20 protein-coding genes and 1 other RNA gene are annotated in these 23,899 nt (G+C 50.5%); 6 read left to right on the top strand and 15 right to left on the bottom strand.

Annotated elements, in window-relative coordinates; translation table 11 throughout:
- Positions 1 to 176: 176 nt before the first annotated feature.
- From cyuA to tdcA, 9 genes are all read right to left on the bottom strand, one after another.
- Positions 177 to 1,487: a cysteine desulfidase gene (gene cyuA, locus FEK66_RS19265; protein ID WP_130210816.1), complete on the bottom strand. Its 1,311-nt coding sequence runs from the start codon at positions 1,485 to 1,487 to the stop codon at positions 177 to 179.
- A gap of 27 nt (positions 1,488 to 1,514) precedes the next feature.
- A complete protein-coding gene (locus FEK66_RS19260; RefSeq protein ID WP_130210814.1) occupies positions 1,515 to 2,846 on the bottom strand; it encodes an amino acid permease in 1,332 nt (443 codons plus the stop codon).
- 277 nt (positions 2,847 to 3,123) lie between these two features.
- Positions 3,124 to 4,488 carry an L-serine ammonia-lyase gene (tdcG, locus tag FEK66_RS19255; protein WP_131160925.1) on the bottom strand — a complete coding sequence of 455 codons (1,365 nt, stop codon included), beginning with the start codon at positions 4,486 to 4,488 and terminating at the stop codon, positions 3,124 to 3,126.
- Positions 4,489 to 4,557: 69 nt separating this feature from the next.
- Positions 4,558 to 4,947, bottom strand: a complete 390-nt coding sequence (locus FEK66_RS19250) for an enamine/imine deaminase (RefSeq protein WP_064529572.1) — start codon at positions 4,945 to 4,947, stop codon at positions 4,558 to 4,560.
- A 13-nt stretch (positions 4,948 to 4,960) separates the two neighbouring features.
- A complete protein-coding gene (gene tdcE / locus FEK66_RS19245; protein WP_130210810.1) occupies positions 4,961 to 7,255 on the bottom strand; it encodes a 2-ketobutyrate formate-lyase/pyruvate formate-lyase in 2,295 nt (764 codons plus the stop codon).
- Between the two features lie 33 nt (positions 7,256 to 7,288).
- On the bottom strand, positions 7,289 to 8,497 hold the full coding sequence (tdcD, locus tag FEK66_RS19240) for a propionate kinase (protein WP_130259083.1): 1,209 nt from the start codon (positions 8,495 to 8,497) through the stop codon (positions 7,289 to 7,291).
- A 25-nt stretch (positions 8,498 to 8,522) separates the two neighbouring features.
- Entirely contained in the window at positions 8,523 to 9,854 is a 1,332-nt protein-coding gene (tdcC, locus tag FEK66_RS19235) for a threonine/serine transporter TdcC (protein ID WP_130210806.1), read from the bottom strand.
- Between the two features lie 21 nt (positions 9,855 to 9,875).
- Positions 9,876 to 10,865 carry a bifunctional threonine ammonia-lyase/L-serine ammonia-lyase TdcB gene (gene tdcB / locus FEK66_RS19230; protein WP_130210804.1) on the bottom strand — a complete coding sequence of 330 codons (990 nt, stop codon included), beginning with the start codon at positions 10,863 to 10,865 and terminating at the stop codon, positions 9,876 to 9,878.
- Positions 10,866 to 10,960: 95 nt separating this feature from the next.
- A complete protein-coding gene (gene tdcA, locus FEK66_RS19225; RefSeq protein WP_130210820.1) occupies positions 10,961 to 11,899 on the bottom strand; it encodes a transcriptional regulator TdcA in 939 nt (312 codons plus the stop codon).
- 313 nt (positions 11,900 to 12,212) lie between these two features.
- Here tdcA and tdcR point away from each other — a divergent pair, with 313 nt between their 5' ends.
- Entirely contained in the window at positions 12,213 to 12,443 is a 231-nt protein-coding gene (gene tdcR / locus FEK66_RS19220; RefSeq protein WP_214251106.1) for a transcriptional activator TdcR, read from the top strand.
- Positions 12,444 to 12,678: 235 nt separating this feature from the next.
- Here the strand turns inward: tdcR and rnpB are convergent.
- From rnpB to garP, 5 genes are all read right to left on the bottom strand, one after another.
- Positions 12,679 to 13,055: RNase P RNA component class A (rnpB, locus tag FEK66_RS19215), an RNA gene on the bottom strand.
- A 32-nt stretch (positions 13,056 to 13,087) separates the two neighbouring features.
- Positions 13,088 to 14,233: a glycerate 2-kinase gene (gene garK, locus FEK66_RS19210; protein WP_130204650.1), complete on the bottom strand. Its 1,146-nt coding sequence runs from the start codon at positions 14,231 to 14,233 to the stop codon at positions 13,088 to 13,090.
- Positions 14,234 to 14,328: 95 nt separating this feature from the next.
- The gene (garR, locus tag FEK66_RS19205; RefSeq protein ID WP_130260155.1) at positions 14,329 to 15,219 is read right to left on the bottom strand and encodes a 2-hydroxy-3-oxopropionate reductase; all 891 of its coding nucleotides are present in this window, start codon (positions 15,217 to 15,219) and stop codon (positions 14,329 to 14,331) included.
- A 29-nt stretch (positions 15,220 to 15,248) separates the two neighbouring features.
- Positions 15,249 to 16,019, bottom strand: a complete 771-nt coding sequence (gene garL, locus FEK66_RS19200) for a 2-dehydro-3-deoxyglucarate aldolase (protein ID WP_135407948.1) — start codon at positions 16,017 to 16,019, stop codon at positions 15,249 to 15,251.
- Between the two features lie 15 nt (positions 16,020 to 16,034).
- Positions 16,035 to 17,369 carry a galactarate/glucarate/glycerate transporter GarP gene (garP, locus tag FEK66_RS19195; protein WP_064529564.1) on the bottom strand — a complete coding sequence of 445 codons (1,335 nt, stop codon included), beginning with the start codon at positions 17,367 to 17,369 and terminating at the stop codon, positions 16,035 to 16,037.
- A gap of 374 nt (positions 17,370 to 17,743) precedes the next feature.
- Between garP and garD the strand changes: the two genes are divergently transcribed.
- Positions 17,744 to 19,315, top strand: a complete 1,572-nt coding sequence (garD, locus tag FEK66_RS19190) for a galactarate dehydratase (protein WP_130204644.1) — start codon at positions 17,744 to 17,746, stop codon at positions 19,313 to 19,315.
- Positions 19,316 to 19,377: 62 nt separating this feature from the next.
- Here garD and agaR read toward each other — a convergent pair whose 3' ends face one another.
- Positions 19,378 to 20,202, bottom strand: coding sequence for an aga operon transcriptional regulator AgaR (gene agaR, locus FEK66_RS19185; protein ID WP_130204642.1), 825 nt, complete (start codon positions 20,200 to 20,202; stop codon positions 19,378 to 19,380).
- 248 nt (positions 20,203 to 20,450) lie between these two features.
- Between agaR and kbaZ the strand changes: the two genes are divergently transcribed.
- The 4 genes from kbaZ to agaE are packed head-to-tail and all read left to right on the top strand — an operon-like array spanning position 20,451 to position 23,885.
- Complete coding sequence (gene kbaZ / locus FEK66_RS19180) at positions 20,451 to 21,731, top strand: tagatose-bisphosphate aldolase subunit KbaZ (protein ID WP_135493001.1); 1,281 nt, start codon at positions 20,451 to 20,453, stop codon at positions 21,729 to 21,731.
- Positions 21,732 to 21,753: 22 nt separating this feature from the next.
- Complete coding sequence (agaV, locus tag FEK66_RS19175) at positions 21,754 to 22,227, top strand: PTS N-acetylgalactosamine transporter subunit IIB (protein ID WP_135495189.1); 474 nt, start codon at positions 21,754 to 21,756, stop codon at positions 22,225 to 22,227.
- Positions 22,228 to 22,237: 10 nt separating this feature from the next.
- Entirely contained in the window at positions 22,238 to 23,017 is a 780-nt protein-coding gene (gene agaW, locus FEK66_RS19170; RefSeq protein WP_000406209.1) for a PTS N-acetylgalactosamine transporter subunit IIC, read from the top strand.
- Positions 23,007 to 23,885, top strand: coding sequence for a PTS N-acetylgalactosamine transporter subunit IID (agaE, locus tag FEK66_RS19165; protein WP_001295548.1), 879 nt, complete (start codon positions 23,007 to 23,009; stop codon positions 23,883 to 23,885). Before agaW ends, agaE begins: the two co-directional genes overlap by 11 nt.
- Positions 23,886 to 23,899: the final 14 nt, after the last annotated feature.

The following is a 23,899-nucleotide window of genomic DNA, read 5'->3' as shown; positions in this document are numbered from 1 at the left end:
CAAAACCCAACAACATCAACGAATTGCACAATCCGTAAGTCGGATAAGATGCGCCAGCATCGCATCCGGCACCAGGTACAAAACCCAACAACATCAACAAATCGCACAATCCGTAGGCCGGATAAGATGCGTCAGCATCGCATCCGGCATCAGGTATGACCTCCGAAATCCGGTGCTTACCTGGCCTTACTGGCCATAATCTCGATAATCTGCCGATCCGTTTGCTGCATTGAATGGCTTGCCAGCGCACACAGGTTGGCGATTGACTGCTCAACATCATGCGCCACAATCCCTTCATTGCCAGTCACGGCGGTATCATCCAGCGCCATTAACACCGCTTTCCACGCCGCCGACGCACTGGTCGAAACCTTCATCGCGCAACTGTTCGACGCGCCATCGCAAATCATACCGCTAACATCACCGATCATGCTGCTGATTGCCATCGAGATGGTTTCATAACGCCCATCCACCAGCCATGCCATCCCAGCGGCGGCGCCCATTGCGGCGGTCGTTGCGGCACACAGCGCAGACAAACGCGGTAACTGGTTATGGATATAAATCGCGCTCAAATGCGAAAGCATCAGCGCGCGCGCCAGCCGTTCATCATCTGCCCCGAAGTGTTCCGCGACCACCACCACGGGCATTGTCGCGGTGATCCCCTGGTTGCCAGAACCGGAGTTACTCATTGCCGGAAGCGTTGCGCCCCCCATACGCGCATCGGATGCCGCGCTGGTACGAATCACAATTGACGAGGAGAGATCTTTCGCCAGCAAACCGCGTGCACACTGTTTTTCCAGCGTCGCGCCAATATGCAGCCCCCAGTTCCCACTCAAACCTTCCTGCGATAACGCGCAGTTTAATTTCGCAGAATCGAGAATAAAGCGGATAGCCTCAAACGGCACTTCATTGACGAACTTCAGGATCTCGGCCAGCGTCGTTCTGGAGAGCACCGCCAGCGGCGACTCTTGCTCGCCCTCTGCCACACACGCCTGCTGGGTAAAAACCACGCCATTGTGCGTCTCGATATGCACAATGTTGGTATGTCCGCCGACGATGGTGACACAAGCCCACTGCTCACCGTTCCAGACTTTGGCGCGTGAGAAGAGGATTTCATCGCAAGGTTCCTGGATCTTGACCGAGACTTTCCCCGCCGCCAGCAACGCTTTGGCATCAGCAATTGCCTGCGCCGTTGCGTCTTTCAGCACTTCCAGCCCGGCGTTGGCATTTCCACCTAACGCCCCCAGCGCCGCGGCAATCGGCAGCCCCACCATTCCCGTACCGGGAACGGTGACGCCCAGACCGTTCTTCATCAGATTTGGCGAAACCCAGGCTTCTACACGTTCAACCGGACCTTCCAGTTCTGCCGCAGCAACCGCCGCCGCCAGCGCCAGTGAGATCGGTTCAGTACATCCCAGCGCCGGTTTTACTTCCTCCTGAACTGCAAGGATGTAACGCTGCCATAACGGATTTAGAGTCGAATCAAACATAATAAAAACCTTAAAATTTCAGGTAAATCATGAAAATGCCAGGAACGGAGAAACGCAAAGCAACAAACCGGTGACGATAATCAGGTACAGAGAGGCACCTTTGTATTTGTGCAATGCCGGTACTTTGTAAACCAACCACGCCGGGATCAGGCACCCTACCATGCCGAAAATCGGGCTACAGATAGAGGTAAAGCTCAACACTGGCGCATTCAGTACGATGGCGCTCCAGGCCAGTAAAATGGCGAAAATCATGATGCCGCGCTGAACGAGATTTTCGTTAATCTTCTCAGCTGGCATCTTGCGGCGCAGGATGTTCATTACGATCCCTTGCGTTGCTTCGCGAAAGCCTAAATAGACGCCAAAGAACGCTGTCATTACGGCAAAGATATTGAGGATGACGCTGACCACTTTCACCCATGCTGCACCGTCGCCGCTAATAAACTGTGCGGCAATCGCCAGCGCGGAAATATTCTGCTCATAGGCTTTTACTGCTTCGTCATGTCCCATCGCCAGAGTGAACGACACTGCGTAGAAAAAGACGGTGACAAACAGGATCCCAAACGCAATGTTCATCGCCCGCAACGCTTTGTGTCGTGCTACTTCGATCGATTTTTCTCGCGAGCGATAGGAAATCACCATCGGGCTTAACGTCTGAATAAACAGAATCGAGGTTAAGGTAAACGGCAGTGTGATAATGGCGTTTTTCACCAGCAGCCCCAGCGGCGGCAGCGAACCTACGTTATACAGATGCCACATCCCGACCATCGATACACCCAGCGCCGCCACCACCAGCAGTTTGGTCAGCACCATGCCGGTCGAAATTTTGAATAACAGTTTCTCGCCGCGTGAAGAGATCGCTACCAGAATACAAATCAGTACCAGGCCATAAAACGGACTGTCAGACAGCAATCCTTCCGTCACGCCGAAAGTATGCAGATAGGAGGCGCTATCGTTAGTGATGGCGGTGGAGTAAACAAACATCCAAATAACCAGCATCACAAAATAAAGTGCACCTAACAAAATGCCCCAGTTTTTACCCAAATAACCACTAATGACACTCGGGTAATCTTTACACTCTGGAGATTCCGCCAGCGTATTAATAAACAATCGCTGAAACAGATACATTGCCGGGTAGCCAATCACTGATGAGAGCAAAAATACCCACAATCCCATCAATCCGACCTGCACCGGGAGAAAAACTATCCCCGCGCCAATCGCCATCCCAATACTCATAATCACCCAACCGGTGTCGGTACTGTCGAATTTGATAGCTTCACGCCATTCACTTTCACTCATTCCAGCACGACCCGCCGGGGTCGAAGCGTCTGCAATGACGCCTTTATTCGTTGCAATTTCCATAAGTTCTCGCTCAATATTTTGTAGGGCTTATTATTTTTTTCGAGCCGCATCAAGGCGATACGCGGTCTACGTTTTTTTGCAGGCGAGTTATTAGAATGAAGAAATGATACGCGTGAGGTCAGAGAAAATCTTCACAATCAAGACTTTGAAATAGCAATTATGGATAATAATTTTCTATCAAATCAATCTTAGAGAAATAGTTATTCTCTATTTGCAGCAGATCACAATAAAAAAGGGTGCACATTTTGTGCACCCCAGTATAAACGCGGATGAGATATCAGCCGCAGACCACTTTAATGGCCAGTCCTCCGCGTGAAGTTTCGCGGTATTTATCGTTCATATCTTTGCCGGTTTCGTACATCGTCTCGATAACTTTATCGAGAGAAACACGCGGTGCGGAAGTGCGTCCCATCGCCATCCGCGCGGCGTTCACGGCTTTAACAGCATTAATAGCATTGCGTTCAATACACGGAATTTGCACCTGCCCGGCAACCGGATCGCAGGTCAGTCCCAGGTTGTGTTCCATAGCGATTTCCGCCGCATTGCACACCTGCGCCGGGCTGCCGCCCAGCAGTTCGGTTAACCCTGCCGCCGCCATTGAACAGGCCACGCCAATTTCGCCCTGACAGCCCACTTCCGCACCGGAAATGGAGGCATTCATTTTATACAGTGCACCGATAGCGCCAGCCGCCAGCAGAAAACGGGCAATGGAGCGCTCATTGAGCGGGCGGCGGAATTTATCGTAATAGGCCAGCACCGCAGGAATAATGCCGCAAGCGCCGTTAGTTGGCGCTGTCACAACACGCCCGCCAGCGGCATTTTCTTCGCTGACTGCCAGAGCAAACATATTGATCCAGTCGATCACGTTCATCGGATCGTTAGAGATATTGTCGCTGGAAACCAGCAAACGCCGCAGCGCCACCGCCCGACGTGGCACATTGAGCGGGCCTGGCAGCACACCTTCGGTATTCATACCGCGTTCAATACCGTCATGCATCACCTGCCAGATACGCGAAAAACCAGCATCAATTTCGGCTTTGCTACGTAGCGCCAACTCGTTTTGCAGCATCAAACCAGAAATAGATAACCCGTTGTAATCACACATTTTCAGCAGCTCACCTGCTGAATGGAAATCGTAAGGGACGAGCGTTTCAACATCCAGTGACAAGCCGAATTGTTCTTCTTCGACAATAAATCCGCCACCGACTGAATAATAGGTTTTGCTTAACAGTTCTTCCTGCTTTTTCCACGCGGTAATACGCATCCCATTCTCATGACGGGGCAGCGTTTCCGCATGGAAAATAATGTTCTTTGCCACTGGGAAATCAACGACATGTGCGCCCGCTGCCACCGGCAACCTTCCGCTGCGCGTCACTAATTCCATAAATGCAGGTATCTCATCAATAACAACGTCCTGCGGACTATTTCCTGCCAGTCCCATGATGATAGCGATATCCGTGGCGTGACCTTTGCCCGTCAGTGACAACGATCCATAAAGATCGACCACAATGTGGCTCGTCGCGGTTAATAAGCCGCTCTTCTCCAGTCGATCAATAAAACTTTTTCCGGCATTCATTGGCCCCACGGTATGAGAACTGGAGGGACCAATCCCAATTTTGAAAATATCGAATGCACTAATCATATCCACACCCTCGGATTGCCGTTCGTGAAGAGGAGCGGAGCGACCCTGCGATCGCCCCGCTCAGGAGCTTTATGCGTTGCGTACCGCGATAGCTTCAATTTCCAGCTTCACATCTTTCGGCAAACGCGCTACCTGCACGCAGCTGCGTGTCGGGTAGGTCGCCTGATGCTCGTCAAAAAACTGCTTGTAGACTTCATTGATGGTGCCAAAGTCATTAAGGTCGGTAATGAACACCGTCATCTTCACGATATCGCCAACGGTCAGCCCGGCAGCAACTACGATCGCTTTGACGTTTTCCAGACTTAAACGCGCCTGATCTTTCACGTCCGCAGGGATCTCCCCGGTCTGCGGACAAACCGGAATTTGCCCGGAGGTGAATACCATACTGCCTAAATCAACGCCCTGAACATATGGGCCGATTGCGCCTGGCGCACGTTGCGTTTCGATAATCTTTTTCATACATCCTCCGGCATCAAAGCGCCTGGGTAAAGGTACGTGAAATCACATCCTGCTGCTGTTCACGGGTCAGTGCGTTGAAGCGCACGGCGTAGCCAGAGACACGGATTGTCAGGTTCGGGTATTTTTCCGGGTGCTCAATGGCATCCAGCAACATTTCCCGATTCATAACGTTGACGTTGAGGTGCTGACCACCTTCCACATCCGCTTCGTGGTGGAAATAACCATCCAGCAGGCCGACAAGATTGGTTTTGCGTACCGGATCTTCTTTGCCCAGCGCCGCAGGGACAATTGAGAAGGTGTACGAAATACCGTCTTTAGCGTAGGTGAACGGCAGCTTGGCAACGGAGGTCAGCGAAGCCACGGCCCCTTTGCGGTCACGACCGTGCATCGGGTTAGCACCTGGTGCGAACGGTGTACCGGCGCGACGACCATCCGGTGTGTTACCGGTTTTCTGGCCGTACACCACGTTAGAGGTGATGGTCAGAATCGACTGAGTTGGTACAGCGTTACGATAGGTTGGCAGGGCTTTAATTTTCTTCATAAAGCGTTCAACCAGGTCGCAAGCAATGCTGTCTACGCGCTCGTCGTTGTTGCCGTACTGCGGATATTCGCCGTCGATTTCAAAGTCCACCGCCAGGCCGTTTTCGTCACGGATTGGTTTCACGCGAGCATATTTAATTGCGGAAAGTGAATCCGTCGCCACCGACAGGCCCGCAATACCACATGCCATCGTGCGATAGACATCACGATCGTGCAGCGCCATCAGTGAGGCTTCGTAGCTGTACTTGTCATGCATGTAGTGGATGATGTTCAGCGCGCTGATGTACTGCACTGCCAGCCAGTCCATGAAATGGTCAAGGCTGTTCATGACTTTGTCGTAGTCCAGAACGTCGTCCATCAGTGGTGCTGTTTTCGGGCCGACCTGAATCTTCAGCTTCTCATCCACCCCGCCGTTAATTGCGTACAGCAGCGTTTTCGCCAGGTTAGCGCGTGCGCCGAAGAACTGCATCTGCTTACCAATCACCATCGGGCTGACGCAGCAGGCAATCGCGTAATCGTCGCTGTTGAAGTCAGTACGCATCAGATCGTCGTTTTCATACTGCAAAGAAGAAGTGACGATGGAGACTTGTGCCGCATATTTTTTGAAGGCAATCGGCAATGCTTCCGACCACAGAATGGTCAGGTTAGGTTCCGGTGCTGGCCCCATAGTGTGCAGTGTATGCAGGTAACGGAAGGAGTTTTTGGTCACCAGTGTGCGACCGTCCAGCCCCATCCCACCGATGACTTCCGTTGCCCAGATAGGGTCGCCGGAGAACAGCGAATCAAATTCCGGCGTACGCAGGAAGCGCACCATGCGGATCTTCATGATGAAGTGGTCGATCAATTCCTGCGCCTGCTGCTCGTTGAGCACGCCGGCTTTGAAGTCACGTTCAATGTAGATATCGAGGAACGATGCAGTACGACCCAGCGACATCGCGCCGCCGTTTTGCGATTTCACCGCCGCCAGGTAAGCGAAGTAGAGCCACTGCACCGCTTCCTGCGCATTTTGCGCTGGACGAGAGATGTCGAAGCCGTATTTCGCCGCCATTTCCTGAATCTGCAGCAGCGCATGACGATGTTCTGCCAGCTCTTCACGCAGACGGATGGTGGCTTCCAGATCTTGCCCTTTTTCCAGACGAGACTGGAGATCGGCAAATTGCAGTTCGCGTTCACGGACCAGATAACTGATGCCGTACAACGCCACGCGGCGATAGTCACCGATAATACGCCCACGGCCATAACCGTCCGGCAGACCAGTCAATACGCCAGATTTACGGCAGCGCAGCATATCCGGTGAGTAAGCATCAAATACGCCCTGGTTATGGGTTTTACGCAGATCGGTAAACACGTATTCAAATTCGCTGTCCATTTCACGGCCATAGGCATGGAATGAACTTTTAATCATGTTGATGCCGCCAAACGGATGCAGCGCACGTTTCAGTGGCGCATCTGTTTGCAGGCCAACAATTTTTTCCAGCGGCTGGTTGATATAACCGGCATCATGGGCAGTAATGGTGGTGGCAATATTGGTATCGAAATCAACCGGCGCATGGGTCGCGTTTTCGATACGAATACCTTCCATCACCTTTTCCCACAATGCCGTGGTGGCTGGCGTCGCTTCAGCGAGGAAGGATTCATCCCCTTCATACGGTGTATAGTTATGTTGAATAAAATCGCGGACATTAATTTCGTTTTTCCAGTCCGTACCTTTAAAGCCAAGCCATGCGTCGGCGTAAAGCTTATCGCTGGTATCAATATCTACCTTCATGAAAAATAATCTCTCTACAATACTTCAACTAAATTATGCAAATTCTGCGGGTGCTTTAACTTTGCCTAAATGAATTGCATCTAGCGCAATCATTTTTTCTTCATTAGTCGGAATAACGGCGCAAATTACGCGCGCATTTTCACTGGACACAATTCTTTCACCGTAAGCGTTAGAGCGATTATTCATTTCTGCATCAATCTCTACGCCTAATACAGTCAAATGTTCCATGACCAGACGACGAATTAAACTTGAATTCTCACCTATTCCGCCGGTGAATATAATTCCATCCAGGCGATGTAATGAGGCAGCGTGTCCGGCAATATGACGGGCAATTCGGTGAACAAACGTTTTAATTGCCAGTTGTGCACGTTCATGACCTTCATGCCAGGCTTTTTCCAGTACACGCAGGTCGGAAGAAAGACCGGAAATCCCCAATAATCCCGATTCTTTATTCACCACGCGTTCCAGATCGCTAAGACTCTGGTTGGTTTGACTGGCCACCCAGGACATCGCACCGAAGTCGACATCGCCACTGCGCGTCCCCATCATCAGCCCTTCCAGCGGCGTCATACCCATTGAGGTATCCACACTCTGCCCGTTACGAACCGCGCAAATAGACGCGCCATTGCCAAGATGTGCCACCACCAGGCCGGAGTCTTCTTCCGCCAGATCCAGCAGAGAATGCGCACGCTGGGACACATAGCGGTGAGACGTGCCGTGGAAGCCATAGCGGCGCACACCCAGCTCTTCGTAATATTTCCACGGCAGGCCGTATAAAAACGCTTCCGGGGCCATTGTCTGGTGGAAGCTGGTATCAAATACCGCTACCTGAGTTACGCCAGGAAATAATTGCTGGGCCGACTCAATGCCACTTAAATTGGCGTAATTATGCAGCGGCGCCAGTGGAGAAACGCGACGGATATTATCAATGACTTCATCGGTAATAATGGCGGACTCGGTAAAAATACTGCCGCCGTGGGCGATGCGGTGGCCAATTAAGGCCACGCTGTCATTTAAATTCCGTTTTTCCAGTTCAAACGCAATTGCCTTCAGTGCACCTTCGTAGCTGTGGTGAGCCAGCGGTGCTGGCTCTCCTCCATTTACGGATAAGAATGCATTTTCCGAATTAATACCGTCGGCAATACCTGACATTAATACTTCACAGTTCGAGGCATCCAACACGGAAAACTTAATTGAAGACGAACCACAGTTAATAACCAAAACAACCGGAAATTCATTCATCTCTTTTCTCATCCTGAGTTACGGATTAAAACAGTTTGTATACGATGTTCAGGATGGTCAGCAGACCAATCACGGTAACAAACACGTTATCCAGACGACCACGGTATTTCGCCAGCGACGGCGCTTTACGAATGGCATACATCGGCAACAGGCACAGCAGTGAAGCGATAATCGGCGCGCCCATGGCTTCAATCAGGTCCAGAATGTTCGGGTTGGCGTAAGCAACTACCCAGGTGGAACCCATGATGAAGATCATGCTGATGGTGTTCAGTTTGCCGGAAGACACTTTCGTCTTATCGCCTTTGTAGCCGAACTTCAGTACCAGACCGTTCAGACCTTCCAGCGTTCCCAGATAGTGACCGAAGAAAGATTTGAAGATAGCAACCAGTGCGATAATAGAAGCGGCATATTCCAGTACGGTGGCGAACGTCGATTTCTCGCCGGACATGGAAGCAAAGTGGTTAGCCAGATAAGAAAGCACCGGAATGTTCTGTGCTTTTGCTTCCGCCATGTTTGCCGGAGACAGCGTAAACAGGCAGCTGAAGGCAAAGAACATGACCACGGCAACCATCAGCATGCTGGCACGGGAGATGATCTGTGAGCATTTCTGCTCGGTGAAGTCGCGACCGAAGTCTTTCTCATACTCTTCACGCTTAGAAACCACGAAGGAAGAGACGATTGGCGAGAAGTTAAAGGAGAAGACCATGATGGAAATCCCCAGCCAGACGGTAATCAAGATACCGTCATGACCGGTTAACGTCAGCGCACTGAGGTCAACTTGATCAATAACAGCAGAGTTCCAGTAAGGGATCAGTGACAGAGAAATCAGTACCAGGCTGGCGATAAATGGCCATACCAGGTAACTCATCACTTTAACCATCAGATCCTTACCAAACCAAATGACGAACGCCATCAGCAGCAGCAGGAACAGCGCCACGAAGCCGCGGTTCAACGCCGCAAAGCCAAGCTGGTTTTCCCAGAACGTCATAAAGGTGTTGGTAATGGTTACGCCATAAATCCACAACAGTGGGCAAATCGCGAAGAAGTACAGGAACGTGATGACCACGCCACCCGTTTTACCAAAGTGCTCTTCCACCGTTTCCGTAATGTTGCCGGAAGGGTTAGAGCCTGAAAGACACAGACGCGCCAGCGCCCGGTGGCAATAAAACGCGATGGGGTATGCCAATACCAACATCAGAAGAATCGGGATCAGTCCGCCAAAACCTGCGCGGATAGGGAAGAACAGCACGCCGGCACCAATAGCTGTGCCGAACAAACCCAACGTCCATGTGGTATCTGATTTACGCCAGGACGATTGTTTTGTCTGGCTGGATACAATGCTATCTGAAGTACTCATATCCTATCCTCAACGAGATGATTAAGCGTCAACGAAACCGGTAATTTGAGAGACGCGAGAAAGATCGATATTGCCGCCGGAAATAATGCTGACGGTTTTTCTGTTTTGAATATATTGGTCTAATTTACCGCTTAACAAAGCAGCACATGCCAGAGCGCCTGCGCCTTCGGTGACGACTTTATTGCGCTGAATTAAGGCAATCATACTGTTTCTGATTTCGTCTTCGCTGACCAGCACGATGTCATCGACTAATTCACGAACGATTTGGTAAGTTAAATTACCCGGGCGGGCGACATCACAACCATCCGCCAGGGTGCCGGTAGTTCGGTGCGTGGTTATTTCTCCCGAGTGGAAAGAAGCCGCCATGCCGTGAACGTTTTCTGATTGCACACCGATAACACGAATTGTCGGGTTAATAGATTTAATCGCTACCGCAATACCAGCAATTAAACCGCCACCGCCAATTGGCACAATCACATTATCGACATCATAGAGATCTTCCATAATTTCCAGGCCAATCGTTCCCTGACCGGCAATCACTTTCGGATCATCATAAGGTGGGATAAAAATACGGCCTTCCGTTTCGACAATTTCGCTAACTTTGGCGATGGTGTCGTTAAAGTTGTCGCCGTGCAGAACAACTTCAGCGGAGTAGTCACATGTCGCCGCGACCTTGGATTTTGGCGCGCCTTTCGGCATTACCACTTTCCCGTCGATGCCCAGCATTGCGCAGGAGAGCGAAACCCCTTGCGCATGGTTACCCGCAGAACAGGCCACCACACCTTTGCGTTTTTCAGCATCGGTTAAAGAGCTTAATTTATTAAATGCGCCACGAATTTTAAATGAACCAGTACGCTGCATATTTTCAAACTTAAGGAATATTTCACCTTTGCAACGTTCACTAAAATAATTGGATCGAGGCATGCCTGTTTTATAAATTCGCCCAGCCAATCGTTGTTTTGCTTCGATAATGTCATTAATAGCAACCGGGAGATCGTATGTAATATGCATGATAAACCTCTTAACCTGAATTAAATATGTAGGTAACCGTAACCGACACCCGAGAAAAGACAGGTGGATTATTTATGTTTGAGAAAAACAAATAACTAATCAGCTTCTATTAATTGTCTTCGTCTACACCCATTATAAGATGAATACTCTTTGGCTAGTTCAACCAAAACCGATGCTGCTTTTTTAATACGATAATTTTTTGACCATACCGCGGCATATCGCGCCACGGGCAACGTTTCTTCAACCGGAATAGTAATAAATTGATTAGAACCAAAAGGTGAAGTCATATCACAAGGAATAACGGTTAAGAAATCAGCATTGAGAACAAGATTATAAATTGTCACGACTGAGTCGGTTTTAACGATGTTTTCAATACTGATGCCATTTCTTTGTAACGTGGTGAGAAGTTCGCTGTAGTATCCCATATTAGTTTGCGGCAACACCCACTGTTCGTTTTTCAACGACTCCAGCGTGGTAGTGCCGGTGCATGTTCGGGACTTGCTGGCCACCAGCACAAACTCGGACTCGAACAGCGGCTCAACATGCAAATCCTGAAGCTTCATCTCTGCACTTAACGTACCAATCGCAAAATCGAGGCGTCCGTCGCGGATAGCAGGTAAGAACGAGGACAACTGTGCTTCATACATTGAGACTTGCGCTCTCGGGAACACCTCTTTGAATTTGTTGATCATCCCGGACATAAAGGTAAAGCCAATTAGCGAAGGAAAACCAAATGAGACTTCCACCACGGCTTCAGAGGACATACCGCTTATCTCATTAACCATATTTTTCATTTCGCGGGTAATGGATTCGGAACGTGAGAGCAACAATTGACCGGCTGGCGTCAGCGTTACACCGGTATTTTTCCGTACCACTAATTCCACGCCAAAATAATCTTCAATATCGTTAATGATTTTACTTACAGCAGGTTGAGTTAAACCTAATTCTTTTGCAGCCGAGCCAATAGAGCCACTTCTGATGACTTCCTGAAAGACTACCAGGTGCTGCGTTTTAGGAAGAAGAATAGTGCTCATATCGGCCTGCATTAATTACCTCATTGACGACATGAAGTGTATCAAAATGGAATGAATAGGATATGTGCGACCACTCACAAATTAACTTTCAATTGCTTTCCAGGCATCTACTTAAATCAATATAAATCTTTAATATCAATAAGTTAACATAATAAAATCCGCGTAAAGCCTGACTTTTATCAAAAAACAAAGGGGGGGATAACCATATTTTATGGCGATAACAACACGCTTTATATAACTTATTAAAAATGCCCTGCGACGATATTTCAAGCAAATATCGTGTATTTCTCAGTCGAATTTTAAGTTAAATTTAATGAGCAAGTTATCAAATTTTATTATAAACAAATCATATTTACAGGTAAATAATGCGCCGCGTCACATTTTTTCGCGGAATTTGTTGGTCACAAAACATTTATTTTATCAATATTTTAAAAAGTCGAATACAGATATTGATCATCTCGAACAATTGATTAACGTCAATTTTTACCATCATAGCAGGATGTCATTTTGTGAATGCAATCGTTTTCCATGGTTTCTGCTGTAATCATAATGCACGGATAGCATTTTGTGTTGATGATCACAAAACTAATAATTCATATTTGCAGGTAAGTAATCTCGGGAGACAAAAAGGGTGACGAAAAAAGAGTATTTATACTGAAAAAAAGAAACTGACCGATAAGCCGCTTTCTTTTGGGTATAGTGTCGTGGACAGTCATTCATCTTACTGCCGCGCAAAAGCAAAAACCCGCCAGTTTGCACTGGCGGGTTTTCGTTAAAATAGGTGAAACTGACCGATAAGCCGGGTTCTGTCGTGGACAGTCATTCATCTAGGCCAGCAATCGCTCACTGGCTCAAGCAGCCTACCCGGGTTCAGTACGGGCCGTACCTTATGAACCCCTATTTGGCCTTGCTCCGGGTGGAGTTTACCGTGCCACGGACTGTTACCAGCCGCGCGGTGCGCTCTTACCGCACCCTTTCACCCTTACCTGATCCCACTCGCGTGGGCCATCGGCGGTTTGCTCTCTGTTGCACTGGTCGTGGGTTTCCCCCCCAGGCGTTACCTGGCACCCTGCCCTATGGAGCCCGGACTTTCCTCCCCTCCGCCCGTCTCCCCCGAAGAGGACGACGACGAAGCGGCGACTGTCTGGTCAGCTTCGGCGCGCAGTATAGAGGGTTTACACGCCCTTGTCACCCCGCGTTGCGCATTCCAATCGCCAGTGTTGCAGCAATATTGCGCGAAGCTCGGTAAATATTGTCATAAGCCCCGCTGAAAGCTTCATCCAGCGTAACAATACTGTTTAACACGCTGAATACAGCATCGATACCATGCTGGTGCACAACGCCAACATCCTTCGTAAGACTACCCGCAATACCAATTACCGGTTTATTGTATTTCTTCGCCACATTAGCCACCCCAATCGGTACTTTGCCATGGATGCTCTGGCTATCAATGCGCCCTTCTCCGGTGATAACCAGCGTGCAATCATGAATATGTTCTTCCAGATTGAGCGCCGTAGTCACAATCTCAATGCCGCTCTTTAGCTCTGCGCCAAGAAAAGCCATCAACGCCGCGCCCATTCCGCCCGCCGCACCTGCACCGGGGACGTCTTTCACATCAACATGCAGCGATTTTTTGATGACATCAGCATAGTGAGAGAGATTCTTGTCCAGCTCGACAATCGTGGCTTCATTCGCCCCTTTTTGCGGGCCAAAGATCCGCGAAGCGCCACTGTCGCCCACCAGCGGATTGGTGACATCACAGGCGACGCGAATCGTACAATTCTTTAAACGTGGATCGAGGCCACTGATATCAATGGTATTCAGAGTATTAAGACTGCCGCCGCCAAAGCCGATTTCATTGCCATTGGCATCGCTTAACTTCGCTCCCAGCGCCTGCATCATCCCTGCACCGCCATCGTTGGTGGCGCTACCGCCAATACCGATAATGATGCTTGTTGCACCGCTCTCCAGCGCCTGCAGGATTAACTCCCCTGTGCCGCGTGAAGTGGTTACCAGCGGATCACGCTTTTCCGATGGCACCAGCGCCAGCCCACTGGCCGCAGCCATTTCGATAAACGCGGTTTTGCCGTCGCCGGAGATCCCCCAACTGGCATTCACTTTCTCGCCCAGCGGCCCTGTAACCCAGGCGTGACGTTCAGCCCCCTGGGTGGCAGCAATCATCGCTTCCACCGTTCCTTCGCCACCGTCGGCAACAGGAACAGAAACGTACTGTGCATCAGGAAAAATTTCCCGAAATCCTTTTTCTATCGCCTGCGCAACCTCGCTGGCTGATAAACTTTCTTTATAAGAGTCTGGGGCGATTACGATTTTCATATCTTTGCCTGTTACCACATGACGCCGGGGGCGTTTCTCTTATTCGGCCTGGATTCCAGGCCCGGATAGCAATAAGCCATCCGGGCACGACGTCATTAGCGAGTAACTTCGACTTTCGCCAGTTTTTCGTAGTAGCACGCAAGGGCGCTATGGTCTGCTGTTCCCAGACCATCGGCACGCAGCGCTTGCATCATCTCCATAACCGCAGCCGTCAGCGGCAGTTGCGCGCCAACGCCGTGGGAGGTATCCAGCGCATTCGCCAGATCCTTAATATGCAGATCAATACGGAAACCTGGCTTGAAGTTACGGTCCATCACCATTGGCGCTTTCGCATCCAGCACGGTACTGCCCGCCAGTCCACCACGAATTGCCTGATAAACCAGATCCGGGTTAACGCCTGCTTTGGTTGCCAGCGTCAACGCTTCTGACATCGCGGCAATATTCAGCGCCACAATGACCTGGTTGGCCAGTTTGGTGACGTTGCCTGCACCGATTTCCCCGGTATGTACCACAGACCCCGCCATCGCTTTCATTAAGTCATAGTATTTGTCGAAAATAGCCTTATCGCCACCCACCATCACTGACAGAGTGCCATCAATCGCTTTCGGCTCACCACCGCTAACCGGAGCATCAAGCATATCAATGCCTTTCGCTTTCAGCGCTTCGCTGATTTCACGGCTTGCCAACGGTGCGATAGAACTCATGTCGATCAATACCGTGCCGGGTTTCGCGCCTTCAATAATGCCATTTTCACCCAGCGCCACTTCTTTCACATGAGGAGAGTTTGGCAGCATGGTAATGATGACGTCGCACTGTTCAGCGATCGCTTTAGCCGTAGAAGCTGTTTCTGCACCTGCAGCTATCACTTCTGCGATAACTTCAGGGTTACGGTCAGAAACCACCAGCGAGTAACCTGCTTTCAGAAGGTTTTTACTCATTGGTTTACCCATAATACCCAGGCCAATAAAACCAACTTTCATAGTCATATCAATCATCTCTCTTGTTGCGGTGGTGGTTATTTTTTAAAGGTATCTGCCAGTTTCTGGGTGGCAGAGCGGAACACGCCGAGATCGCTACCAACAGCCACAAACGTCGCGCCCCATTCCAGATAACGACGCGCATCGGCTTCGACCGGTGCGAGGATACCGCTGGGTTTGCCGTGCGCTCTGGCACGGTTAAAAATATGTTGAATCGCTTTTTGTACATCCGGGTGTGATGCATTGCCGAGATGGCCTAATGCCGCAGCCAGATCGCTGGGACCGACGAAGATGCCGTCTACACCTTCGGTAGCGGCGATGGCATCGACGTTATCTACGCCTTGCTGACTTTCAATCTGGACCAGAATGGTGATGTTCTTGTTCGACTGAGCGAAATAATCCGCCACGGTGCCAAACATATTGGCACGGTGAGAAACGGAGACGCCGCGAATACCTTCTGGTGGATAACGAGTAGATGCCACTGCTTGTACCGCTTCCTCTTCTGTTTCGACAAATGGAATCAGGAAGTTATAGAAACCGATATCCAGAAGACGCTTAATAATTACCGGTTCGTTGGTCGGCACCCGCACCACTGGCGCGCTGGGGCTACCTTTCAGGGCCATCAGCTGGGGAATAAATGTGGAGATATCGTTTGGCGCATGTTCGCCATCCAGCACCAGCCAGTCAAAGCCAGCCAAACCAAGAACTTCAGTGCTTATCGGGTTAGAGAGAGCTGACCAGCAACCAATTTGTATTTGTTTCGCGGCCAATGCGGCTTTGAATTTATTGGGAAAAATATCGTTATTCATCGCTTATACCTTTGCTTATTTCTGCAATTCCATACGTTTAATGTCGCCAACCACGAAGAGGTAGCAGACCATCGCCATCAGCGCCGAACATCCCACGAAGACCAGTGCCGCATTGAAGGAGTGCAGTTCACTTACCAGGTAACCAATCACCAGTGGAGTGACAATGGAGGCAACATTGCCAAAGACGTTAAATACGCCACCGCAGAGGCCAACAATCTCTTTCGGCGCGGTGTCAGAAATCACCGGCCAGCCCAGCGCACCAAATCCTTTGCCAAAGAAGGCCAGCGCCATCAGCATGACCACCAGCGTGGTGTTGTTGGTGTAGTTACATAAGATGATGGTGGAAGCCAGCAACATTCCCAGTACAATCGGTAGCTTACGAGCCAGGGTCAGTGACAAACCGCGTTTGATCAGATAATCCGAGAAGACACCACCGAGCACACCGCCAGCAAAACCACACAGTGCCGGAATCGAGGCGACCAGGCCTACCTTCAGAATCGACATGCCTTTTTCCTGCACCAGATAAATCGGGAACCAGGTAAGGAAGAACCAGGTGATGGTGTTGATAAAATATTGTCCGAAAAATACACCCAGCATCATGCGGCTGGAGAGCAATTGCTTGATGTAATGCAGTTTGGGACCGCTTGCCACCGCACTGCCCGGCTTTTTGTGGTCCATATCAACCACCGCGCCATTTTCAGAGATAAACTTCAACTCTTCCGCGGACATGCGTGGGTGATCTGTCGGGTTATGAATCAACTTGATCCACAGCGCCGTCAGCACAAAACCAATCACTCCCATAACGGTAAAGACGTGCTCCCAGCCCCAGGCAAAAGTCAGCCAGCCAAGCAGCGGTGAGAAGAGCGCCAGCGAGAAATATTGCGCCGAGTTAAAGATGGCGGAGGCAGTACCACGTTCTTTCGTCGGGAACCAGGCCGCGACAATACGGGCGTTCGCCGGGAATGACGGCGCTTCCGAAAACCCCAGCATAAAGCGCATAAAGAACATGGAGATCCCAGCCCAGGCCAGCGGAAACATATCGACAAAGCCTTGCAGGAAGGTGAACAGCGACCAGAAAAAGAGGCTGTAAGTGTAAACTTTCTTCGAGCCAAACTTATCAAGCAGCCAGCCGCCGGGGATTTGCATCAGCAAGTAGGCCCAGCCAAAAGCGGAGAAGATGTAACCCATCGAAACCGCACTTAACTGCAACTCTTTTGCTACTTCGGTACCAGCAATAGACAGCGTTGCACGATCGGCGTAGTTAACGGCGGTAACAATAAAAATAATCAGTAATATTAAATAGCGGGTATGCACGCCTTTCTTTTTTTCGTCAACGGTGTCCAGAATCATTTTATTTACCTCGGGTACTTATGCTGATTTTTATTATTATGGGGAAGATGTTATTTATGAGTTTCATTTATGCCGTAATGACAATGAACTCGGGAATCAGTATAAGCAGCGCGAGAATAATAATCATTGTGCAAATGCTAATTTAATTAATACGATTTAAATATTATTTTGAGCATATGCACATAAGGTTGCGCGCTAAAGCACAGATTTATGCATTGCCTTACCGGGCGGTACTGCAATCCCTGAAATGATTGACATTGATCACATTTCTGCGTTTAAACTCCTGACATTCTTATTTCACCCAATGAAGTCATTTATTTTTAAATGAGACCAGGTCCTCATTTTAATAGTCCCTGGCTGGAGAATATTGCACAATGGCCAACATCGAAATCAGACAAGAAACGCCAACTGCGTTTTATATAAAAGTTCACGACACAGATAATGTGGCAATTATTGTTAATGATAATGGCCTGAAAGCAGGAACGCGTTTTCCGGACGGACTGGAATTAATTGAACATATTCCTCAGGGGCATAAAGTCGCATTGCTGGACATTCCAGCTAATGGAGAAATTATTCGTTATGGCGAAGTGATTGGTTACGCCGTGCGCGCAATCCCACGCGGAAGCTGGATCGACGAATCAATGGTAGTACTACCGGAAGCGCCGCCGTTACACACGCTGCCACTGGCAACCAAAGTCCCGGAACCCTTACCGCCGCTGGAAGGTTATACCTTTGAAGGCTATCGCAATGCTGATGGTAGCGTGGGAACCAAAAACCTGCTCGGCATTACCACCAGCGTCCACTGTGTGGCAGGCGTGGTGGATTACGTAGTAAAAATCATTGAGCGCGATCTGCTGCCAAAATATCCGAACGTCGATGGCGTAGTGGGGCTGAATCACCTGTACGGTTGTGGCGTGGCGATTAATGCTCCGGCGGCTGTAGTGCCTATTCGGACCATTCACAACATTTCACTGAACCCAAACTTTGGCGGCGAGGTGATGGTGATTGGCTTGGGATGCGAGAAATTGCAACCAGAGCGCCTGCTGGTCGGCACGGATGATGTGCAGGCTATTCCAGTAGAAAGCGCCAGCATTGTCAGCTTGCAGGATGAAAAGCATGTCGGCTTTCAATCAATGGTCGAGGATATTTTGCAGGTCGCTGAACGCCATCTACAAAAACTGAATCAACGTCAGCGAGAAACCTGTCCTGCTTCGGAACTGGTTGTCGGCATGCAATGCGGCGGCAGCGATGCATTTTCTGGCGTAACGGCAAACCCGGCGGTTGGATATGCGTCTGATTTACTGGTGCGCTGCGGTGCAACGGTGATGTTTTCAGAAGTAACGGAAGTGCGTGACGCGATTCATCTACTGACACCGCGCGCCATTAACGAAGAGGTCGGCAAACGGCTGCTGGAAGAGATGGAGTGGTACGATAACTATCTCAATATGGGAAAAACCGACCGCAGCGCCAACCCTTCGCCGGGCAACAAGAAAGGCGGTCTGGCAAACGTGGTAGAGAAGGCACTCGGCTCCATTGCTAAATCGGGTAAAAGCGCAATTGTTGAAGTGCTGTCGCCCGGTCAACGCCCGACTAAACGCGGATTAATTTACGCCGCGACGCCAGCCAGCGATTTTGTTTGTGGCACGCAACAGGTGGCTTCGGGTATTACCGTGCAAGTGTTTACGACCGGTCGCGGCACGCCGTATGGCCTGATGGCGGTACCCGTCATTAAAATGGCGACCCGCACCGAGCTGGCAAACCGTTGGTTTGACTTAATGGATATCAACGCAGGCACCATCGCCACCGGCGAAGAAACCATTGAAGAGGTGGGCTGGAAGCTGTTCCACTTTATTCTCGACGTCGCCAGCGGGAAGAAGAAAACCTTCTCGGATCAATGGGGACTGCATAACCAGCTGGCGGTGTTTAACCCGGCACCGGTGACCTGATATACTCATCATACTTCAAGTTGTATTATGCCCGATATCGCTTGTTTATCGGGCATAGTGAGTCACAGCGAAGACGCGTACTCCTCGACCAGAATCACTTCAACCCCAACCTTTCGCAGCCCTTCCAGGCTATCTGCAGGAATGCCTTTATCGACAATGATCATGTCGATCCGCTGGGTATCGATGATCTTATGTAGGCTGGAGCGGTTGAACTTACTGGAATCGGTGACTACGATGATCCGTTCCGCAACTTCGCACATCCGACGGTTTAAACGAGCTTCATCTTCATTATGCGTGCTGACGCCACGCTCCAGATCAATAGCATCTACGCCAAGAAACAGCATATCGAAGTGGTAATTTTGCAGCGATTGTTCAGCCTGATCGCCGTAAAAAGATTGCGACTGACGGCGCAAATGCCCGCCGGTCATCAGCAGCTCAACGCCTTCCGCTTCCAGCAAAGCATTGGCCACGTTCATACCGTTGGTCATCGCAATTACGTCAGTGTGCTTGCGCATCAGACGAGCAATCTCAAAAGTGGTGGTCCCGGAATCGAGGATCACCCGATGACCTGGCTGAATCAACTCAACGGCAGCTTTCGCAACGCTGCGTTTCATCGCCGTGTTGAGCGCACTTTTATCTTCCACTGATGGCTCGACTGACGGCGTCGTGCTATCGCAGATCAACGCGCCCCCATAGGCCCGCACAGCGATCCCCTGCTTTTCCAGAAACGCCAGATCGTTACGGATCGTCACAGTAGATACACCATACAATGCCGATAGATCATTAACTTGCACACTTCCTTGCTGGCGCAGGCGTTGAATGATCTGCTCTCGTCGCTCACTGGTGCCAGTCACTCGCTTCTCGCCTGAAGCGTCGGTATTACTCATAGTAAGTCCTTTCGTAAAACTTTCGTTTCATTTCGTTTTGCCTATTAACGCCTTTCTATTAAGCAATTGCAAGCCCACCTTGCCCATTGACGCAAGCTACGCTTGTTTCAGTGGCTTTCATTATGTTTCTTTTGTGAATCAGATCAGAAAACTATTATCTTTCGTTTTATTTTTATCTCACCATGTCGCAGTATCAATTGAAACAAAACGAAAGATTAAAGTTGCAGTAATCTGAACTGGAGAGGAAAGTGAAACATCTGACAGAAATGGTGAGACAGCATAAAGAGGGCAAAACAAATGGGATTTATGCCGTTTGTTCCGCACATCCGCTGGTGCTGGAAGCTGCAATCCGCTACGCCTGTGCAAACCAAACGCCGCTACTGATTGAAGCGACGTCCAATCAGGTGGACCAGTTCGGCGGTTATACCGGAATGACGCCAGCCGATTTTCGCGGCTTTGTTTGCCAGCTTGCTGACTCGCTGAATTTCCCACAGGACGCGTTGATTCTGGGTGGCGACCATCTGGGGCCAAACCGCTGGCAAAACCTGCCTGCCGCTCAGGCGATGGCCAATGCCGATGATTTGATTAAAAGCTACGTCGCGGCAGGATTCAAAAAAATTCACCTTGATTGCAGCATGTCCTGTCAGGACGATCCGGTTCCCTTAACCGATGGCATCGTTGCCGAACGCGCCGCTCGTCTGGCGAAAGTGGCGGAAGAAACCTGCCGTGAACATTTTGGCGAGGCCGATCTGGTGTATGTCATTGGCACCGAAGTTCCGGTGCCTGGCGGCGCACATGAAACCTTAAGCGAACTGGCTGTCACCACACCGGATGCCGCCCGCGCCACGCTGGAAGCCCATCGTCACGCTTTTGAAAAGCAAGGTCTGAATGCCATCTGGCCGCGCATCATCGCGCTGGTAGTTCAGCCTGGCGTCGAATTCGATCACACCAACGTTATTGATTATCAGCCCGCCAAAGCGGCTGCCTTAAGCCAGATGATCGAAAACTACGAAACGCTGATTTTCGAAGCTCACTCTACGGATTATCAAACGCCGCAATCGTTACGTCAGTTGGTTATTGACCATTTTGCCATTCTGAAAGTTGGCCCGGCGCTGACCTTCGCCCTGCGCGAAGCTCTGTTCTCTCTGGCGGCGCTTGAAGAAGAACTGGTGCCAGCGAAAGCCTGTTCCGGTCTGCGTCAGGTACTGGAAAACGTGATGCTCGACCGCCCGGAATACTGGCAAAGCCACTACCACGGTGACGGCAACGCGCGTCGTCTGGCGCGTGGTTATAGCTACTCGGATCGCGTGCGCTACTACTGGCCGGACAGCCAGATTGATGACGCTTTCGCTCATCTGGTTCGTAATCTGGCGGATTCACCGATTCCGCTACCGCTGATCAGCCAGTATCTGCCGCTGCAATACGTGAAAGTTCGCTCCGGCGAGCTGCAACCGACGCCACGGGCGTTAATTATCAACCACATTCAGGACATCCTGGCGCAGTACCACACAGCCTGTGAAGGCCAATAACCAAAACAAAGAGGAAGACGCTATGCCAAATATTGTTTTAAGCCGGATTGATGAACGCTTGATTCACGGTCAGGTCGGCGTTCAGTGGGTCGGATTTGCGGGGGCAAATCTGGTGCTGGTAGCCAATGATGAGGTTGCCGTAGATCCGGTACAACAAAACCTGATGGAAATGGTACTGGCAGAAGGGATAGCCGTACGTTTCTGGACGATGCAAAAAGTTATCGACAACATTCATCGCGCCGCCGATCGACAGAAAATCCTGCTGGTTTGTAAAACACCTGCCGATTTCCTGACGCTGGTGAAAGGTGGCGTCCCGGTTAGCCGCATTAACGTTGGCAATATGCACTACGCCAATGGCAAGCAGCAAATCGCCAAAACGGTTTCTGTGGATGCGGGCGATATCGCAGCATTTAACGACCTGAAAGCCGCTGGGGTGGAATGCTTCGTTCAGGGCGTCCCGACAGAGCCTGCTGTGGACCTCTTTAAATTACTTTGAGGGATTCATCATGGAAATCAGTCTGTTGCAGGCATTTGCGTTGGGCATTATCGCCTTTATCGCTGGTCTGGATATGTTTAACGGCCTAACCCATATGCACCGCCCGGTGGTCCTCGGCCCGTTGGTCGGGCTGGTACTTGGCGATCTGCATACCGGTATTTTAACCGGCGGTACGCTGGAACTGGTGTGGATGGGGCTGGCTCCGCTGGCGGGCGCACAGCCGCCTAACGTGATTATCGGTACTATCGTCGGCACGGCGTTTGCCATAACCACCGGCGTGAAACCCGATGTCGCGGTCGGCGTAGCCGTACCTTTCGCGGTTGCGGTACAGATGGGGATTACCTTCCTGTTCTCGGTGATGTCTGGCGTGATGTCCCGCTGCGACCGAATGGCGGAGAACGCCGATACACGCGGCATTGAGCGTGTGAACTATCTGGCGCTGCTGGCGCTCGGCATCTTCTATTTTCTCTGCGCTTTCCTGCCTATCTACTTCGGCGCGGAACATGCAAAAACCATCATTGATGTCCTGCCGCAACGATTAATCGACGGCCTCGGCGTCGCGGGCGGCATCATGCCAGCAATCGGTTTTGCCGTGCTGCTGAAAATCATGATGAAAAACGTCTACATCCCCTACTTCATCCTGGGCTTTGTTGCCGCTGCCTGGCTCAAGTTACCGGTGCTGGCTATTGCTGCCGCTGCGCTGGCGATGGCGCTGATCGACCTGCTGCGTAAATCTCCTGAACCGACTCAACCTGCGGCACAGAAAGAGGAATTTGAAGATGGCATCTAATCAAACTACCCTGCCGAACGTCAGCGAAAATGAAGAAACATTGCTGACTGGCGTCAATGAAAACGTGTATGAAGACCAGAGCATTGGCGCGGAGCTGACGAAAAAAGATATCAACCGCGTCGCCTGGCGTTCCATGCTGTTACAGGCTTCTTTTAACTACGAACGTATGCAGGCTTCCGGTTGGCTGTACGGTCTGCTGCCAGCACTGAAAAAGATCCACACCAATAAACGCGACCTGGCGCGCGCCATGAAGGGGCATATGGGTTTCTTCAATACCCATCCGTTTCTGGTGACGTTTGTTATCGGCATTATCCTTGCGATGGAGCGTTCTAAGCAGGACGTTAACAGTATTCAGAGCACCAAAATTGCCGTCGGTGCGCCGCTCGGCGGGATTGGCGATGCAATGTTCTGGCTGACGCTACTGCCGATTTGTGGCGGGATTGGAGCCAGTCTGGCATTGCAAGGCTCCATTCTTGGCGCAGTCGTCTTTATTGTGCTGTTCAACGTGGTACACCTGGGGCTGCGTTTTGGTCTGGCGCATTATGCTTACCGCATGGGCGTGGCGGCGATTCCACTCATTAAAGCGAATACCAAAAAAGTCGGCCATGCTGCGTCTATCGTTGGGATGACGGTAATCGGCGCGCTGGTGGCAACCTATGTTCGTTTAAGCACCACGCTGGAAATCACAGCGGGCGACGCAGTGGTTAAGTTACAGGCTGATGTTATCGACAAACTGATGCCTGCCTTCTTACCGCTGGTCTACACCCTGACCATGTTCTGGCTGGTACGCCGCGGCTGGAGTCCGCTGCGCCTGATTGCAGTTACCGTGGTTCTCGGCATCGTCGGTAAATTCTGCCATTTCCTTTAAATACAATGAGGTAT

Source organism: Escherichia sp. E1130, from assembly GCF_005781065.1.
Taxonomy (GTDB): domain Bacteria; phylum Pseudomonadota; class Gammaproteobacteria; order Enterobacterales; family Enterobacteriaceae; genus Escherichia.
The sequence above is the reverse complement of the archived record's forward strand: the minus strand, read 5'-3'. Positions and strand labels throughout refer to the sequence as shown.